The sequence below is a fragment of the Sphingobium trunci genome, from assembly GCF_022664535.1.
Taxonomy (GTDB): domain Bacteria; phylum Pseudomonadota; class Alphaproteobacteria; order Sphingomonadales; family Sphingomonadaceae; genus Sphingobium.
In genome coordinates, this window is sequence record NZ_JAKUJY010000032.1 from 23,073 (window position 1) to 39,678 (window position 16,606).

14 protein-coding genes and 1 pseudogene are annotated in these 16,606 nt (G+C 61.8%); 9 read left to right on the forward strand and 6 right to left on the reverse strand.

The window, feature by feature from the left end:
• Positions 1-4: 4 nt before the first annotated feature.
• Entirely contained in the window at positions 5-1,243 is a 1,239-nt protein-coding gene (locus MJ601_RS19515) for a cytochrome P450 (RefSeq protein WP_242129605.1), read from the reverse strand.
• A gap of 2 nt (positions 1,244-1,245) precedes the next feature.
• Entirely contained in the window at positions 1,246-1,995 is a 750-nt protein-coding gene (locus MJ601_RS19520) for an SDR family oxidoreductase (RefSeq protein WP_242129573.1), read from the reverse strand.
• A gap of 166 nt (positions 1,996-2,161) precedes the next feature.
• Between MJ601_RS19520 and MJ601_RS19525 the strand changes: the two genes are divergently transcribed.
• The 4 genes from MJ601_RS19525 to MJ601_RS19540 are packed head-to-tail and all read left to right on the forward strand — an operon-like array spanning position 2,162 to position 6,559.
• Positions 2,162-3,310 carry a sulfotransferase family protein gene (locus MJ601_RS19525; protein ID WP_242129575.1) on the forward strand — a complete coding sequence of 383 codons (1,149 nt, stop codon included), beginning with the start codon at positions 2,162-2,164 and terminating at the stop codon, positions 3,308-3,310.
• A gap of 19 nt (positions 3,311-3,329) precedes the next feature.
• On the forward strand, positions 3,330-4,628 hold the full coding sequence (locus MJ601_RS19530; protein ID WP_242129576.1) for an amidohydrolase family protein: 1,299 nt from the start codon (positions 3,330-3,332) through the stop codon (positions 4,626-4,628).
• Positions 4,629-4,653: 25 nt separating this feature from the next.
• Positions 4,654-5,577: an NAD-dependent epimerase/dehydratase family protein gene (locus MJ601_RS19535; RefSeq protein ID WP_242129578.1), complete on the forward strand. Its 924-nt coding sequence runs from the start codon at positions 4,654-4,656 to the stop codon at positions 5,575-5,577.
• Between the two features lie 46 nt (positions 5,578-5,623).
• The gene (locus MJ601_RS19540; RefSeq protein ID WP_242129580.1) at positions 5,624-6,559 is read left to right on the forward strand and encodes an NAD-dependent epimerase/dehydratase family protein; all 936 of its coding nucleotides are present in this window, start codon (positions 5,624-5,626) and stop codon (positions 6,557-6,559) included.
• A 262-nt stretch (positions 6,560-6,821) separates the two neighbouring features.
• On the opposite strand, the pseudogene MJ601_RS19545 reads toward MJ601_RS19540, so the two are convergent.
• Positions 6,822-6,977 (reverse strand): annotated as a pseudogene (locus MJ601_RS19545) (IS481 family transposase); the annotation flags it as partial.
• A 194-nt stretch (positions 6,978-7,171) separates the two neighbouring features.
• On the reverse strand, positions 7,172-7,405 hold the full coding sequence (locus MJ601_RS19550; RefSeq protein WP_242129582.1) for a hypothetical protein: 234 nt from the start codon (positions 7,403-7,405) through the stop codon (positions 7,172-7,174).
• A 123-nt stretch (positions 7,406-7,528) separates the two neighbouring features.
• On the opposite strand from MJ601_RS19550, the gene MJ601_RS19555 reads away from it, so the two are divergent.
• Positions 7,529-8,461: a HEPN domain-containing protein gene (locus tag MJ601_RS19555; protein WP_242129584.1), complete on the forward strand. Its 933-nt coding sequence runs from the start codon at positions 7,529-7,531 to the stop codon at positions 8,459-8,461.
• 93 nt (positions 8,462-8,554) lie between these two features.
• Here the strand turns inward: MJ601_RS19555 and MJ601_RS19560 are convergent, their stop codons facing one another.
• Entirely contained in the window at positions 8,555-8,785 is a 231-nt protein-coding gene (locus MJ601_RS19560; protein WP_242129593.1) for an EexN family lipoprotein, read from the reverse strand.
• 311 nt (positions 8,786-9,096) lie between these two features.
• Here MJ601_RS19560 and MJ601_RS19565 point away from each other — a divergent pair, with 311 nt between their 5' ends.
• From MJ601_RS19565 to MJ601_RS22055, 4 genes are all read left to right on the forward strand, one after another.
• Positions 9,097-9,705 carry an RNA polymerase sigma factor gene (locus MJ601_RS19565; RefSeq protein ID WP_242129595.1) on the forward strand — a complete coding sequence of 203 codons (609 nt, stop codon included), beginning with the start codon at positions 9,097-9,099 and terminating at the stop codon, positions 9,703-9,705.
• On the forward strand, positions 9,702-10,700 hold the full coding sequence (locus MJ601_RS19570; protein WP_242129597.1) for a FecR family protein: 999 nt from the start codon (positions 9,702-9,704) through the stop codon (positions 10,698-10,700). The genes MJ601_RS19565 and MJ601_RS19570 overlap by 4 nt, the downstream gene beginning before the upstream one ends.
• Positions 10,701-10,857: 157 nt before the next feature.
• Complete coding sequence (locus MJ601_RS19575) at positions 10,858-13,356, forward strand: TonB-dependent receptor (RefSeq protein WP_242129599.1); 2,499 nt, start codon at positions 10,858-10,860, stop codon at positions 13,354-13,356.
• Between the two features lie 11 nt (positions 13,357-13,367).
• Positions 13,368-15,515 carry a prolyl oligopeptidase family serine peptidase gene (locus MJ601_RS22055; protein WP_242129601.1) on the forward strand — a complete coding sequence of 716 codons (2,148 nt, stop codon included), beginning with the start codon at positions 13,368-13,370 and terminating at the stop codon, positions 15,513-15,515.
• Between the two features lie 8 nt (positions 15,516-15,523).
• Here MJ601_RS22055 and MJ601_RS19585 read toward each other — a convergent pair.
• The coding region (locus MJ601_RS19585) for an asparagine synthase-related protein (RefSeq protein WP_242129603.1) at positions 15,524-16,606 on the reverse strand (1,083 nt) is incomplete at its 5' end.

Consider the following 16,606-nt stretch of genomic DNA (forward strand, 5'->3'; position numbering starts at 1 on the left):
TCTCCTAAATATCCCATCGCAACTGTAGTTCAGTTACGCCGAACACGCCGCCCGCGTGCATCCTGGCTGGCTTTGCCAGCCGGAATTGCGGCAGGGCTGAAAAAGCTTCCTGAAAAACGATGTCGAGTTCGTTCCGCGCCAGATGCATGCCCAGGCACAGGTGCGGGCCGGCGCCGAAGGTCATGTGGGGATTGAGCTTGACCGATATGTCACTGTCGCCTCCGCGCAAATTGCGGCCGGGATCGCGATTGCCGAAGGCGGCCGAACAGAGGATGCGGTCCCCTTTCTTCATCGCGACGCCACAGAACTCGCAGTCATCGAAAACGGTGCGAGCGCTGGCGACGATGCCGTGCATGCGCAATATCTCCTCCATGCCGCGCGCCCGCGCCTCGTCGGAGCCGCGCATCGCGCGCTGGTCGTCCTGGCGGATGGCCAGATGGCGGAAGGCCCAGCCGAGCATCGCCTGCACCGTGTCCAGCCCGGCGATGTAGAGCATGAAGCCGACGCTCTTCAACTCCTCCTCGTCCAGCAGCCGCCCGTCCAGTTCGCCGTGCACGACGAAGTCGGTCAGGTCGTCCGTGCGCGCTGCGCCCCGGCGGGACAGGAAATGATCCGCAACGAAATCCTCGATCGCGTGCATGCCCCACATGCGGTCCTGCGCGCTTTCGCCGTGGAGCAGGGCGCGTTCCCAGCGCATGAACGTCTCGAAATTCTCCTCCGGCAGGCCAAGCAGCGCCATGAACACCCGGTTGGGCAGGAAACGCGCGAATTCGGCAATGAACTCGCATTCGCCCCGCGCCCGAAAGGTGGCGAACAATTCGCGGCTGATCTCCCGGATGCGCGGATTCCATTTCTGCATCTGCTGGCGCGTGAAGGCGGGTTCCAGCAGGCGGCGGAAGGATTTATGCTCCGGCGGATCGGATTGAAGGGGGCGAAGCTTGTAGGGCATCACAGCCGCGGGAACCCCGATCTGCGCTGAAGAAAACAGGCGGTTGTCGCGATAGACTTCAAACACGTCCTGAAAGCGCGTGACGACCCAGAAGCCGCCCAGCAGGGGCGACCAGAAGATCGGCGGGGCGTCCCGCGCGACACGATCGAACGCGCCGAACGGGTCCAGCGCATAGGTGGGATCGGAATAATGTTCGAAATCAAACACCAGATCGGCGGGCACATGGTCCGGCACATGCCGCTCCATGGTGCCGAACTGAGAGGGGTGCGACAGCGTTTCAGCATCCTTCCGCATCGTCACAGCCGCTTTATCATGCCGCCATCGACGATGATCGTCTGACCTGTGATCCAGCTCGATTCCGGCGATACCAGAAAGCGCAGTGCGTTCACCATGTCGGCGATCGTGCCGGGGCGAGCGATGGGCGTGCGGGAAATCAGCCAGTCCAGCACTTCCGGGCTGACATGGCCCTTCATCGCTTCGGTCGGCACCGGGCCGGGCGCGATGGCATTGACCGTGATCCCTTCCCCCGCAAGGTCGGAGGCAAGACCCACGGTCAGCGCGGAAACGGTGGTCTTGCAGATCGAATAGGGATCGCTACTGCCCATATAGGCGCCGCTCGAACTCTGGTTGACGATCCGTCCGCCGCCGCTGTCGCGCATGATCGGGCGGAGCGCCTGCGTCACGCCCAGCGTGCCTTCCACATTCACGCGGAACAACTCGCGCCAATAGTCCAGATCGGCGTCGATCGCGGCCACCAGCTTGATGCCCCTGAAGAAGGCGGCGTTGTTGACGAGAATGTCGAGCCGCCCGAATTCATCGCGCACGAAGCGGGCAAGATCGGCATTGCCGGTCCGGTCGGCGATATCGGTGCGCACCACCTTCGCCTCGCCGCCCGCCTGCCTGATCGCGGCGGCGGTTTCCTCAGCGCCCTCGCCGTTCAGGTCCGCGATGATGACGGCGTGCCCGTCGTGCGCCAGCGCCTCCGCATAGCCCCGGCCGATGCCCCCGGCCGCGCCGGTGACCAGCGCAACGCTCCTTACGCTCATGCCCATCGGCCGTTCGCCCGCAATGCCGTCGGTCCATCGCCATGCATGACAGCCCGTCTCCTCCACTGGCTTGACGCTCTTCTTTTTAACTGTCTATACAGTTTAGAGAGATGATGTCCATGCCGATCGTTCCAACAGCCGATCGCGGGAAGAAAAGGAGAGGGAATTGGGCGAACTCAGTGTCGACCGGACCTTGGCCGCTGCCGAGTCGCTCACCGGCCTCCATGATTGGGGCGGCGGCGGCTTTCGCGAAGGGCTGGAGCGCCTTTACGCCTCGATCATGGCGGAGGCGGGGATCGACCCCGACCGCTATCCCGGTATCGAGGGCAATCTGGCGTTCGTGCTCGGCAACCGGCTCAGGATCATCGAGGATCGCAAGCGGTTTCCGGGCATCGCCGAAGAGAAGATCGAGAAACCGGTTTTCGTCATGGGCCTGCCCCGGTCGGGCACCACGCTGCTTCAGGCGTTGCTGACCGCCGATCCGGGCGCGCGGGGCACGCTGCACTGGGAATTGCTCAACCCGTCGCCGCCGCCCGAAACGGCAAGCTATCACAGCGACGGGCGGATCACGCTGGCCGAAGCGCAGGTCGCGGGCATCTCGAAGGAACTGCTCAAAATCCATCCCTTCGACGCGCGCCTGCCGGAGGAATGTGGCCGCCTGTTCGACATGGAGGTGATGAATCAGGGGACGTTCGGCACCTATCAGGTGCCTTCCTATCTCCACTGGCTGCTCGCGCAGGATTTCAGAGATGCCTATCCCTGGCACAAGAAGTGCCTCCAGCATTTCCAGCATCGCCACCGCGGCACCCACTGGGTCTGCAAGTCGAACAAGCATATGTTCACGATGGAACGGCTGTTCGAAACCTATCCGGACCTGCGATTGGTGTGGATACACCGCGATCCGGGCACGACGCTGGCCAGCCTGGCGAGCTTCATCTACAGGGCGCGCGGCAATCTGAAGCCGGACACCGACCCGCAGATGCTGGGCCGCGAATGGGCCTCGCTTCAGGAACTCGCGCTTCAGCGGGCGATGCTGTTCCGGGAACGGCTGCCCGACCAGCGCCAGATTTGCGACGTGCATTATGATGATGTGATGCGCGACCCGCTGGGGGCGGTGGAGCGTATCTACGCGCATTTCGCCATGCCCTTCGACGAGACGACGCGCGCGGCGATCGGCGGATGGCTCAAGGCCAACCCGCAGGACAAGCATGGGCGGCACAGCTACGGCGCGGAGCGCTTCGGCCTCGACGCGCGCGTCCTGCGCGAACGCTTCGCACCCTATATCGAACGCTACGGCGTCAATGCGGCATTCTGAACTTTAGAGGAGTTTCGGCATGAAGATGGACGATATGGTTCTAGTCAGCGTCGACGATCATGTCATCGAGCCGCGCGACATGTATGAAGGCCGCATGCCGGCCCGCTTCGCCGATCGCGCGCCCAAAGTGGTGCGCACGGCCAAGGGGCGCGACGTCTGGACCGTGGACGGCAAGCCATCGCCGATGATCGGCATGAACGCGGTCGCCGGTCGCCAGAAGCACGAATATGGCATGGAGGCGGGTTCCTATTCCGAAATGCGCGAGGCCGCATGGCATGTCGACCGGCGCATCGACGACATGAATGCGAACGGCGTGCTGGGGTCGCTCTGCTTTCCCAGTTTTCCTTCCTTCGCGGGCCGTGTGTTCATCGATCTTCCTGACAAGGATTATGCGCTGGCCTGCATTCAGGCCTATAATGACTGGCATCTGGAAAGCTGGTGCGGCGCGCATTCTGATCGGCTGATCCCGCTGGCCCTGCTGCCGCTATGGGATGCGGAGCTTTCGGCGAAGGAAGTGCGGCGCATCCACGCCAAGGGCACCAACACCGTGACGATGCCGGACAATCCGGCCCAGATCGGCCTGCCCAGCATCCATGCGGAAAGCTGGGAGCCGCTGTGGAAGGCGATCGCCGATACCGACATGATGATTACCGCTCATATGGGCACCGGCAACGCCGCGCCCCATGCCTCGCCGGAAACGCCGATCGATTCGTGGATATTGTCCATGCCCATCTCCATCGCCAATGCGGCGTCGGACTGGATTCACATGAAGATCTGGGAACGCTATCCCAATATGCGGATCACGCTGGCCGAAGGCGGCATCGGCTGGATTCCCTATTTCCTCGAACGCGCGGACATCACCCACGATCGGCATCATGAATGGACGCAGGCGAATTTCGGCGGAAAACTGCCAAGCGAAGTGTTCAAAAAGCATTTCGTCACCTGCTTCATCGAGGAACGGTTCGGGGTGCGCAACCTCGCCGATCTCAACGAGGATATGGTGACGTGGGAATGCGACTATCCGCATGCCGACACCACCTGGCCCCGTGCTCCCGAAGTGTTGTGGGAGGCGGTTCACGATCTGCCCGACGCCACCCTGAACAAGATCACGCATCTGAATGCGATGCGCGAATATAAGTTCGATCCCTTCGCCACCCGCAAACGGGAGGAGAGCACGGTCGGCGCGCTTCGGGCGCTGGCGCGCGATGTCGACGTCACGCCACGCGACATGGGTGGCGTGACGCCCGGCGATCCTTCGCGCCGGGTGACGTCCGGCGACGTGTCGCGGATGCTGGCTGAATCCCTGACAGGCGCATGAGCCGCTATTCAAAGGAAACCCGCCCATGCTGAACGGCAAGCGGATACTCGTGACCGGCGTCACCGGCGTTGGTCCCTTCCCGATCGCGAAGAAACTCGCGAAGGACAACGAAGTCTGGGGCGCCGCCCGCTTCAACGACCCCGCCATTCGCGCCGAGGCCGAAGCGGCAGGCATCCGTACGGTGCCCGTCGATCTGGCCTCGGGCGATCTGTCGGCATTGCCCGGCAATTTCGACTATGTGTTGCATTTTGCCTGGTGGCGCGGTCCCATCGACCGGCTGAACGAGGCGATCAGCATCAATGTCGAAGGCGCGGGCTTCGTGCTGGAACATTGCCGCAAGGCGAAGGCGGCGCTCATCGTCTCCGGCATGGGCGTCTATGGCGCCAGGACCGACCCGTGGCATCTCTATCATGAGGATGATCCGATCGGCCGGGGCGCCACCGCCTATGCGGAAACCAGCCCCACTTGCAAGGTCGGGCTGGAAGCGGTGGCCCGCTATTGCGCCCGCGCCTTCGACCTGCCGGTCACGATCGCGCGGCTCAATACGGTTTTCGGCGTGCATGACGCCTATCATGGCAGCATGATAAAGCGCGCGCTGAAGGGGGAGGGCATGACCGCGCCGTGCGATCCCAACCCGCACAGCCCGATCCACAATGACGACATGGCCGACCAGATCGAGGCATTGCTCGACGCGGCGGCGGTGCCCGCGCTCATCACCAACTGGTGCGGCGATGAACTCATCACCACGCAGGATGCCGCGGCCCAGATCGAAAAGCTGACGGGGCGCCCCCTGCCGGTGACGGTGCAGTCCTTTCCCGGCGCGCCGACCGGAACCGCCGCCGATCCCACCCGGCGGCGCTCGATCACCGGGCCGTGCAAGGTCAAGTTCGCGCCCGCGCTGGAGCGTCTGGTTCAGGACATCATGGACGCGCCCGCGCTGGCACGCTGAACATAACTCAGGAAGGAACAGGATGCTCAAGGGTAAGAGAATCGCCATGACTGGCCTCACCGGCCAGATCGGCAGCTCGGTCGCTGCGCTGCTGGCGCCCGGGAACGAGATTATCGGCCTCGCGCGCTACACGAAGCAAGGGTCTCTGGAAGCCGCCGAAAAGCTGGGCGTACAGGCCGTGAAATGCGATTATACCACCGGCGACTTTACCGGCGTGCCCGACGATGTCGACTATGTGCTGCACATCGCCGCCGACACATTTCCGGTCGATTTCGATACCGGCGTTCACCAGAACGGGGTGGGCACTGGCCTGCTGTTCAACCATTTCCGCAAGGCGAAATCCTGGATCTACGTGTCCACCACCGGGGTCTATTGGGATCATCCCGACCCCTGGCATCGCTACAAGGAAACGGATCGTCTGGGCGGCAGCACGCGGATCACCAGCCGTTTTCCCTATGGGCCGACGAAATTCGCGGGCGAGGCGGTGGCGCGGACGCTTTCGGAAATCCATCAGGTTCCCGTCACCATCCCGCGCATGAACTGGTCCTATGGTGTGGGCGGCAATGGCGGCCTGCCCGGTGGCCTGATCTCGGCGGTCTATGAAGGGCGGCCGGTCAACATCAACCCGGATTGGGAAAATGTCGGCAGCCCGATCCACGAAAATGACTTTACCGGGCAATTGGAAGGCTTTTTCGATGCGGCGCAGATTGGCGGCAATATTGTCAACTGGGCGGGCGACGATCCGACCTCCGTCGAACGGCTGGTGCCCTGGATCGCGCAGGTGATAGGCAAGGATTACACATTCAACCAAACGCGGGAGGCGACATCCTATCCGCGTGCGACGGACAATGCCAAGCGTATCGCCATGGTGGGGCGATGCGCGGTGCCATGGCAGGAGGGATTGCGCCACCTGATCCGGCACCGCTATCCTGACCTTCAACTCCGCGACGCTGCCGATCCTGAACCGGGGCCCCACCGATAAGGGATCTTGGGTGACAAGATGACAAAAAAACGGTGTCCTGAAGCCATCTTCGGACGGTTGTTCGATCTGAGATTTGATATTTTATTGCAGTTTTAAAATATTGCTTAAGATTGGAGGGGAAATGATAGCGAAATTCGTCAGGATTGGCCTTCTGGACGACGTTTTGCGGCGATGCGACCCCGTGCGTCATGCTGCCAAACTTCACCCATATTCGATTGGCCTTAACGTGGGGTTACGGCATCCGCTGGCAGCTTCCTCCATAAGGCGAGAGGACGGTGCTGCCGCGGTCCCTTGGCCCTATCGGCAGGTCTTCCACCGACTGCCGCTTGCGCCACTTCAAGACGGTCTTTTCGTTGATCCCGTATCGCTTCGCGAGGTTCGCGACCGAAGCTTGTGATCGCTGTAACTCGCCTCGAATGGCGTGCGTGGTCTTGGCGCTGCCGTGGAGAACCTGGCCCCTAGCTCCCTCGCTGTGATAAGGTTAAATCTACACCATCACATGCTGGGACTTAACACCTAATTCCAGTGCCGAACGCGCTTCTTCTACCGCACCTGGCACGGCAACCCCGTGCACGGTCGAGCCAGCCACGGCAATGGCTATAGCAAACAGCTTCACGAAAACCTCCGAACATTCATGCGGTCGGACCAATCTATCAGCGTGAAGCGTAAATTGCTGGTGCCTTTCGGGGCATGTCGCATCCCGGACGCTTCCTTGTCATTCATGAGGCCTGATGTTTGCGCCAGATATTTGTGCATCAATATCATGGCCTGCCAGCGGTTGATCGACACCGCAATAACTTCTGTAGGCTGACGTTCGAGAACGATCGGGGGGGAGATTGCGTCCACCAAATATCGGATTCCTGTTGCTCATATCCGTGTGGAAGGCGCATTCATGCCTAACGGTGCATATCCGTCGGGCAAGAGAGGGATTGGGGTGGATATTCAGAGGGATGTTGCTAGGTTGTTCCCATGCGGACCGGCCTCGACCATCTTCCCGCGCAGAAGCAGCGCGAACTGAATTATGTGGTTCAACTGATCTTCGAGGAGTTCGAGGATGCGACGGCCTTGGCCAAGCATCAGTGGAGAAAGCGCGGGCGGATCGAGAAGATCGTTCTCTATGGGAGCTACGCCCGCGGCGGCTGGGTGGACGAGCCACACACGGCCAAGGGCTACAAGTCCGACTTCGACTTGCTCATCATCGTCAACGACAAGAGGCTGATCGGGCGGGTCGACTACTGGCTCAAACTGGAGGACCGGCTGAACCGCGAACTGGCCATCACCAAGACGCTCAGGACCCCAGTCAATTTCATCGTCCACACCTTGCAGGAGGTGAACGATGGCCTTGCGCACGGCCGCTATTTCTTCATGGATGTGCGCCGTGACGGCATCGCGCTGTACGAGTTCGCCGACACCGAACTGCACGAGCCCAAGCCGAAGACGCCGGCGCAGGCGCTCGCCATGGCTCGGGAATATTATGAGGAGTGGTTTCCAGCCGCACAGAAGCGCTTCGAAGGTGCGAAATTCTACATGGAGAAAGAATACAATAAGGACGCTGCGTTCGATCTCCATCAGACCACCGAACGGCTATATCATGGCATCCTGCTGGTCGTGACCTTCTACACGCCCCATGTCCATAATATCGGCTTTCTCCGTACCCAGGCCGAACGGCTGGATCGTCGTCTGGTCAATATCTGGCCGCAGGACCGCAGGTTCGAGCAGGCCGCCTGGCAAAAGCTCAAGGAAGCCTATGTGAAGTCGCGCTATTCCAAACATTACCCGATCGACAATGAACAACTGGCATGGCTTGCGGCCCGCGTGGAAGCGCTGGGCGCCGCCGTCCACACCATCTGCACCGAGCGCCTTGACGCCCTCGAACGGGAAGTCGCGCGGGAGGGATCGTGACCCGAATGGGCCGGGCCGAAAGCGGCCCGGTCGCCGCCTCGCGATAGAGCCCGACGGCCGAAGGCCGGCCGCCCAGTGCCTTTCCTTCCCGGCTTATTTGCCGCGGAATTTCCTGAAGCGCTCCTTCGCGTCCGCTTCCTGCACCGCCAGATCAGCGTTCGTGCACTCGTCTCCGCGTACCGAACCATTGCTGCAACCGGCAACCACTTCACGGGCTTCATCCAGATGCGCCGCGAAATATTGCGTGCCGCGCGGCTCTGCTTTGCCGCAGGCAGCCAGCAATGACACCATGGTCAGTGCACCGGCGAGCGATGGATTTCTCATGACAATACTCCAGTGTGCGGAACCTGACCGAGGCTCGGCCAAGATTCCATAGACCTGATCGGCATTGCAACCGTCTTTTCTCCTCCCTCGGCTTCCCCTTGCCTTCCCGAAATGTTCCAGCCATGTTCGCGCTGCGGACTTTCTGGCCATTGTTCGCATTCAGAAGGCCAGGCATCAAGAACGCCCGTCCATGAGGGACAGGCGGCCGTACCGGGCAAAGGCGTCTGCAAAGAAGCCTGACGGCGGCACAGCGCTGGAAACGTGACGGGTCGAACCATTCGGCCTTCGCGTGCTGCTGCCCGGAAGCCGCCATGTCCTCTTCCTATCCGCCTTTCATCGACGGCCGACCGCCGCGCTCGGTGTCGTCGGGTTGCCATAACAGTCCCGTGACGCCGTTCGGGCCGCCGGAGCCGGGCGAACTTTCGCCGACCGCAAGTCTTGAAGAGACGTTCCGGACCGAACGAGATCGCTTGCTGCGCTATCTTGGAAGGCGCGCGGGCCATGAAGCGGCTCCCGATCTTGTGCAGGAGGTCTTTGCGCGCGCCGCCAGCAGCCAGCAGGCGTCGCGGCTCGGCAGTCCGGCCGCCTTCGTGAAGCGCATCGCACGCAACCTCCTGATAGATCGGGCACGGCGCCGCGCTGCGAACAATGTGATCTTTTTCCCCCTGGATGAGCAACGTGACATGGCAACGCCCCCCGACCAGAGCTGGAGCATCGAGGCGGCGGACCTGCTGCGGCTCTACGAGAAAGCGGTCAACGGCTTGCCGGAAAAGACACGGCGCGTGTTTCTGATGCATCGCGTTGAGGAACTGAGCTATCGGCAGATCCATGAACAATTGGGAATCAGCATCGCGACCGTGGAATATCATATGATGAAGGCGTTGGCGCACATCGCCCGATCGGTGGATGCCGCACGATGAACGACAATGAGCGTCAGGCCGCTGAACGCCGCGAGCAGATCGAGGAAAAGGCGATCGAATGGTTCGTGAAGATGCGCGGCGAGGATGCCGACAGCCTTCGGGATGCCTTCGAGGATTGGCTGGGTCAAGCGTCCGAACATCGGCGAGCTTATGAATGGGTTGAGGAGCATTTTGGGCAAGCAGAACGGCTGAAGGATTCCGGGCGCCTCAATCCATGGGGCTTGTCCAGGTCCCGGACATGGCTGGTGGCGAGCGCGGCGGTCGCCGCTGCGATTGCGCTGATCGTCGTGCTGCGTCCATCCCGCGAGGTCATTTCCACCGGCGCCGGGCCCCATATCGCCCATACAGACAATCCCTTGAAGACGGGGCATGGGGAAATTCGAACCTACAACCTGTCGGACGGCTCGAAGGTCACGCTTGATGGCGACAGCCGGGTCGAGGTCGCCATGGGCAAGGCGGAACGGCGACTGCGGCTGCGCCAGGGGAAAGCGCGCTTCGCTGTCGCCACCGATCCGCGTCCCTTCGTCGTGGAGGCGGGATCGGGCAGGATCGAAGCGCAGCAGGCGGTCTTCGACGTCGATTATGGCGATCATGAACAGGTGTTCGTCAATCTGCTATCGGGGAAAGCGGATATCCGCTCGATGGCGCAGCCGGCGGTCTATACCGTCCCGGTTCGCCCACTCCTCACGGGTCAGCCTGTGCGCTATCGGCTCGGCGCGTTTCGGCCGGAGCCAGTGATCGACACCGGCGCGGATCGCCGCGACTGGCCGGAGGGCTGGGTCGAATATCGTTCGGTGCCGCTTGACGTGCTGATCGCGGACGCCAACCGCTATTCGGACCGGCCGATTATCTTTGATGACGCAGCGACGGGCGATCTTCGCGCGTCGGGGCGGTTCAAGCTCACGGATACCGCGACGTTTGTGTCGCGGATCGCCGAGGTTTTCGACCTCAAGATCGCCCACAAGCCGGACGGCATTCACTTGCGGACGCGATAATTATTTCGCGAGGCGGCTAAGGTCGCCCCGGCCCCTGCGTCAACAGCCCCCCACGAGCGAGCCATTGAGGTTCGCCTTCCACAGATCAGGGGGCAATATGACGGGGAAACGGGTTCGTTCGATTGCGATATTGTTGGCTGGGGCAGTCTGTGGAGCCATGCCGGCAGCAGTATTGGCGCAGGGTCGCGATGCCCGCGAGTTCGATCTACCGGCGCAGGATCTTGGCGATGCGCTCCGTATGATTGCCGCGGAAGCCGGTTGGGAACTCTACGCCTCGGCCGAGGATGTGAACGGCGTCTCCGTTCCCCGGCTGCAAGGCAGGCTGACGGCGCGCCAGGCGATCGAACGGCTCCTCGCCGGTACCAACCTCCGCGCGCGCTTCACGAAAGGAGCGGTGATCATCCGGGGGCGAGAACAGGCGGAGGTAGATGCCTCACCATCCTCAGACAGATCCGAGATCGTCGTCACGGGTTCACGGATTCGCGGGGCTCCCCCCTCGGCCCCGATAGTGCGCATTACAGCCGAAGACATCCGCCGCGCCGGGCAAAGCGATCTTGGCGATGTCATCAGAAGCTCGCCGCTGAACTTTGGCGGGGGGCAGAATCCCGGCATCGGTACGAGCCAGGGTTCTGCCAATGAAAATGTCAACGGCGCCTCATCGGTCAATCTGTACGGGCTGGGCCCCAACGCAACGCTGACGCTGCTGAACGGCAATCGGCTCAGCTACACCGGCGTGAATGCAGCAGTCGATATCAGCGCGATCCCGGCGGTCGCAGTGGAACGGGTCGAAATCGTCGCCGATGGAGCCTCGGCGATCTACGGGGCCGACGCCGTCGCCGGCGTCGTCAATGTCGTCTCGCGTCGTGATTATGAAGGTATGACCGTGGCGAGCCGGTTCGGCGGGGCGACCGACGGCGGCTACTTCCAACAGCAATATAATGTGGCGGCCGGACACACGTGGACCGGCGGCGGGCTGCTGGCGGTCTACGACTACACATCCAATTCAGCGATCATGGCCGGGAGTCGATCCTACACCGCCAACATGGCCGCGGATTCCAGCATCTATCCCAAGCTGTCCCGCCACAGCGTGCTGGTCAGCCTGTTCCAGGATATCGGCAGCAGCCTCTCAGCCAAGGTCGACCTTCTCTACAAGGATGGGCGCCAGAACTTCATCCAGAGTTTCACGGATCGGCCATACAGGACAGGCGGTGGCACCGGCCAGGCTGACATTACGTCCTTCATTGTCGCGCCGAGCCTGACCGCGCGGCTGGGCAGGGACTGGACGGCGCGGCTGATCTCCTCCTTCGGCAGGGACAAGACCAGAATCAATTCGGACATCTGGATCGGCGGAGCCGTTTATGGAACGAGCGAACGGCTATATGATAATGACTCCGTTTCTCTCGAGGTCGGCGCGGAAGGACCACTTGTCTCTCTGCCCGCGGGCTCGGCGCGTCTGGCCATTGGCGCGGGTTATCGCCGAACGGGCATTTCACTGCTCAGTTCGACACTGGGCATCGTCAGTCGCGACTTCGATCAGCATCAGGAAAACCGCTTCGGATATGCTGAGGCTTTCTTTCCCGTCATTGCTCCGGCCCAAGCCTCGCCACTTGGCCGCTCCCTGTCGATAACGGCCGCATTCCGATACGAAGCCAATCCTGGCGTGGGCTCGGTTGCCCTGCCGAAGCTGGGTGTTGCGTATGAGCCGATTGAGGGTCTCACGCTCAAGGGGAGTTGGGGGCGCTCCTTTAGGCTACCAACGCTCTTCCAGCGCCATTCGGGTTATTCCGCCGTCCTGGCGTTGACGCAGCGCTATGCGACCGGCTTTCCGCCGGGATCGACGATGATCGTTCTCGTGGGTGCGAGTCCGGACATGAAACCGGAAAGATCGACCAACTGGACGGTATCCGCCGATTTCGAACCCGATGCGCTCCCCGGACTGAACGGCACCCTCAGCTACTTCCACTTCGCCTATAAGGATCGCATCGCAACGCCTGTCGAGACGGCCGTGGGCGTTCTCAACGATCCGGCATATGCCGATCTCATCACCCTGTCACCGAGCCTGTCGCTCCAGCAGGCGCTTGCCGGCGGGGCCGATATCGGATTGCAGAACAGCACGGGTCGTCCTTACGATCCCAGTTCAGTCGTGGCGATCGTTGACAGGCGCGATCGCAATGTCGCGCGGGCGACCTACAAGGGCATGGGGCTCTCGCTGCGCTATGCCATCGGTAATCCAGACCGCGAGAAGATCGACTTCAGTTTTGATGGCACCTGGATCGAAAGTAGCCAGCGTCTATTCCCAGGCCTTCCCAGCCGTGACCTTGCCGGAACGCTGTTCAATCCGCCGCATCTCCGCGGACGATTTGGCGTCAGCTATTCGGTCCCCCTGTTCACGATGTCCGGGTTCGCCAACCTGTCATCCGATCTGACCGACAACCGGACGAACTCCAGCTACAAGATCCACGGCCCATCCACCTTCGATCTGTCTGCCGTTGTGCGTGCGGATAAGGCGTTTGAGATCGGGTTCACGATCAACAATATCTTCAACGCCAAGCCGCCTGTCATCATGTCGGGCTCTCCTTCCGACACGCCATTCGACAGCACGAATTTCTCTCAGATCGGACGCTTCATCGCCGTCAGCCTGCGCAAGTCATGGTGAGGGAAAGGGACGTGCGATGGTTTGCAATCTGCGCCGCGCTCTCGCCGATAGCGTCCGCAAGCGCATTGCCAATCCAGCCAAGCACACCGACATGGACGGTCGACGAGGTGCTAGCCATTCCAGAGGTGACAGGCGTTGGCCTGGCGCATGATGGTCAATCCTTTGCCTATATCCTGCGTATCGCGGATATCGAGAAGGATCGCCCAGCCTTCGAACTGCACATCCTCGATCTGACCAACCGTCGGGATCGCATCGTCATTCGATCGACCTGGATCGAACTCGTACGCCCGATGCCGGGCAAGGCGTCATGGAGCTTTCTCGCCGATCTTGGTGACGGTGTGCAACTCTACGCGTTCGACAACAGCGGCAGGGTCAGCCCGCTGGTCGTGAACGGCGACACCATCCTCACCGGCAATGCCGATGGCGCGGAGGTCGGCTACACCTTCACCGGCCCGCTTCGAATCGGCGTGGCGTTCTACGATTGGTCACCCGACGGGCAGCATCTCTTCTATTCGATCGTGCGTCCGGGGCGTTTCGAGCGTAGGACGCGGATCGATGATGAAGTCGTGGGAGCCGGACTCAATCGCCGACCGGCCCCGCCAGTTTCCGTGGAGTTTTTCCATAGGAAAATTGGCGGCGAACCGATACGGATTGCAACCGCCCAAGGCACGGACAAGGTGGCGCGCTTTCTCGGTGGTCTGCCGGTTTGGCATGCCGATTCCGTCGACTTTGGCCTGCAGACGGGAGATCGTGGCCATCTGCGGATGACGCGATATCGTTGGACATTCGGGGACCGCGCAGCGGTGCCTCTCGCGAACGCCGCCCCTCAGCCAGCGGGCAGCCTGGCGCGCGGACCGCAGGGCGGATTGCTGAGCGTGGAATGGGTGGGCGAAGTCCGGCATCTCCTCGAGCATAGGAGTGACGGGACCTCAATTGACTATGGCCCCACCAGCCTGTCGATTTCGGATCCTCGATCGACCGGTAACTGGAGCGCGCCCGGCGGTTCGTTCACGATCACCGCCGTCCGCCTTGCCGAGGCGGCGCGCTATGCGCTTTTGCGGATCGACCGATCCGGGCGAACGAGGCTCATCCAGGGCGCGGAAAGCCTGCGACATTGCGATTTTTCGCCGGATCTGGCGCAAGGGGTTTGTGTGAATGAAGGGCTGACACGACCACCCCGGTTTGTTGCGGTGTCGGCCCGGGACGGTCGCATCACCCCGATTCGTTCAGTTTCACCGCGGCACGATGCCATTGCGCCGCTGCGATCAGAGGCGAGAACGCTCACCAACAGGTACGGCTTCAAGTTTCGGACCTTCATTCTGTATCCGCGCGGATTTCGGCCGGGCAAGCGCTATCCTGCGATCATCGTCAACCACGGCAACGATGCGGACGAGCGCTTCGCGGCGCCGGACATGCAATGGAATTATCCAGTGCAGGTCTTGGCGGAGCGTGGCTACGTCGTAGCACTTGTCAACGAGCCCTACGCCAGCCAGAGCCGTATCCTCCAAGCGGCCAATGATAGCTGGACAGGATGCGACGGCAAGACCGCACCTTCGGAGGTACGGCGCCTGATATGGTTGAACGCCGTCGAGAGCTTTCGGAGCATCATTGCCGCGCTGGATGCCGAGAGCCTGATCGACCCGGGCCGGCTGGGTATAGCCGGTTATAGCTATGGGTCGCAGCTTACCAACGTCGCTGTCACGCAGACAAATTTGTTCAAGGCTGCTTCGAGTGGGGATGGCGGTTATCTGGAGCCGGCTGCCTATCGCAGCCGGCGCTGCGGCTATGGCGCTATCTATGGCGGTCCACCCAGTGATCCCCTTGCCTATCCCGATTATGTGGCGTTTGCGCCATCGTTCCGGGCGCGCTTCGTGTCGGCAGCCATGCTCCAACAACTCGCCGAGCCCTGGGAAGGCGCCATCGATTTCCATCAGGCTCTGGAAGCTGCGGGCGTGCCGTCGGAGATGTCGCTTTATCCCGGGGAGACGTCGGCCTCCGACGAGACTCATCTGTTCCACATCCCTTCCAACCAGCGTGCCGCGATGCAAGAGAATATCGCGTGGTTCGACTTCTGGCTGCGGGACATTGAGCCCCCCATCGGATCGGATGATGCACGACGATCGCGATGGAACGCGCTTCGTGACAAGCATCAACCTTGAGACAGACCTCAGCCCTCCCACAGGCGTGCCCAGCTTTCAGCTGCCGCAAGGCCGAGCAGACGCCGAGGCGCGCGCGGATCAGCGGATCGCGCGTTGCCATCGACGGGAATCCCCGCGATGATCCCGGCGCTTGCGAGAAAGCCCGAGCGTAAATGCGTGAGAATCTGCTCTTCATTTTCCCAGTAGAGATGGTTCAGAAATCCCGATGGTCCCCCTTTTGTGCGGCGATGAACAATTTCGGATGGCAGATCATCTGCGAACGACGCGCGCGCCAGAGCACGGTCCATCCCGCCCCTGACCCAGTCCCAACTCGCAATGCCCAAACAGAATTCGACGATGGGCTGAGAGAGAAGAGGGGAAATGGCGGGCGGATGTGTATACCGGCTATGGAAGCCATCGTTACCTAGGGCTCTCCTGAGCATGCGGATATGCGCCGCTGCGCCGGGAAGGACAGCATGAGACGCTTGAAGCCAAGGATGGCGGTCTACCGTCTCAATCGCGCGCGCCAACGCTGCGCCAGCCAGATAGCTGGAATCACCGGCCTGTCCACCCCGCAGTCGGGCGCGCTTAAGTCCTGAAACGGCGGCCCTTAAAATGCTGGGAATGTCAGCGCCGGTCAACCGCGCCACATCGTTGAGCGTGTTCCAGATATCCTGTGGTCGCGACCGACCTAGAATGCGGTCCAACACAGGCGTCGCCGACTGCATCAGGCAAAAGACATTGTCTCCCCCGTCACCCGAAAAATAGGCTTCCACCGCCGCGCGAGGCGCAAGCGCGTCCCGTGCCCGAACAATCGCCTGCACATAAGGCGCCATGAACGGGCGGACTGCCGATGTCACAATCGGCTGGGCAATATCTATGTGCTCCGGGCGATACAGAAAGATGTCAAGCTCCAGCCCAAGCGTTCGAGTCAACAGCCGGGCGCTGGCGCGCTCGTCGCCCTCCGCGTCGGGCCAAGCCATATTGAGCCCCCGCACGTGCGTTTCCGACCGGTCAATGGCAGCGCACAGGATAGAGGAATCAAGACCACCCGAAACACCAACCAGGACGGACTTGAAGCAAGCGCTCCATGTCCGCACGGAGTCTATTAC

What these genes read in the sequence shown, in the direction of transcription:
- MJ601_RS19515 (WP_242129605.1), bottom strand. Translation starts at nt 1,243, where the DNA reads ATGCGGAAGGATGCTGAAACGCTGTCGCACCCCTCTCAGTTCGGCACC.
- MJ601_RS19520 (WP_242129573.1), bottom strand. Translation starts at nt 1,995, where the DNA reads ATGAGCGTAAGGAGCGTTGCGCTGGTCACCGGCGCGGCCGGGGGCATC.
- MJ601_RS19530 (WP_242129576.1), top strand. Translation starts at nt 3,330, where the DNA reads ATGAAGATGGACGATATGGTTCTAGTCAGCGTCGACGATCATGTCATC.
- MJ601_RS19535 (WP_242129578.1), top strand. Translation starts at nt 4,654, where the DNA reads ATGCTGAACGGCAAGCGGATACTCGTGACCGGCGTCACCGGCGTTGGT.
- MJ601_RS19540 (WP_242129580.1), top strand. Translation starts at nt 5,624, where the DNA reads ATGACTGGCCTCACCGGCCAGATCGGCAGCTCGGTCGCTGCGCTGCTG.
- MJ601_RS19555 (WP_242129584.1), top strand. Translation starts at nt 7,529, where the DNA reads ATGCGGACCGGCCTCGACCATCTTCCCGCGCAGAAGCAGCGCGAACTG.
- MJ601_RS19560 (WP_242129593.1), bottom strand. Translation starts at nt 8,785, where the DNA reads ATGAGAAATCCATCGCTCGCCGGTGCACTGACCATGGTGTCATTGCTG.
- MJ601_RS19565 (WP_242129595.1), top strand. Translation starts at nt 9,097, where the DNA reads ATGTCCTCTTCCTATCCGCCTTTCATCGACGGCCGACCGCCGCGCTCG.
- MJ601_RS19570 (WP_242129597.1), top strand. Translation starts at nt 9,702, where the DNA reads ATGAACGACAATGAGCGTCAGGCCGCTGAACGCCGCGAGCAGATCGAG.
- MJ601_RS19575 (WP_242129599.1), top strand. Translation starts at nt 10,858, where the DNA reads ATGCCGGCAGCAGTATTGGCGCAGGGTCGCGATGCCCGCGAGTTCGAT.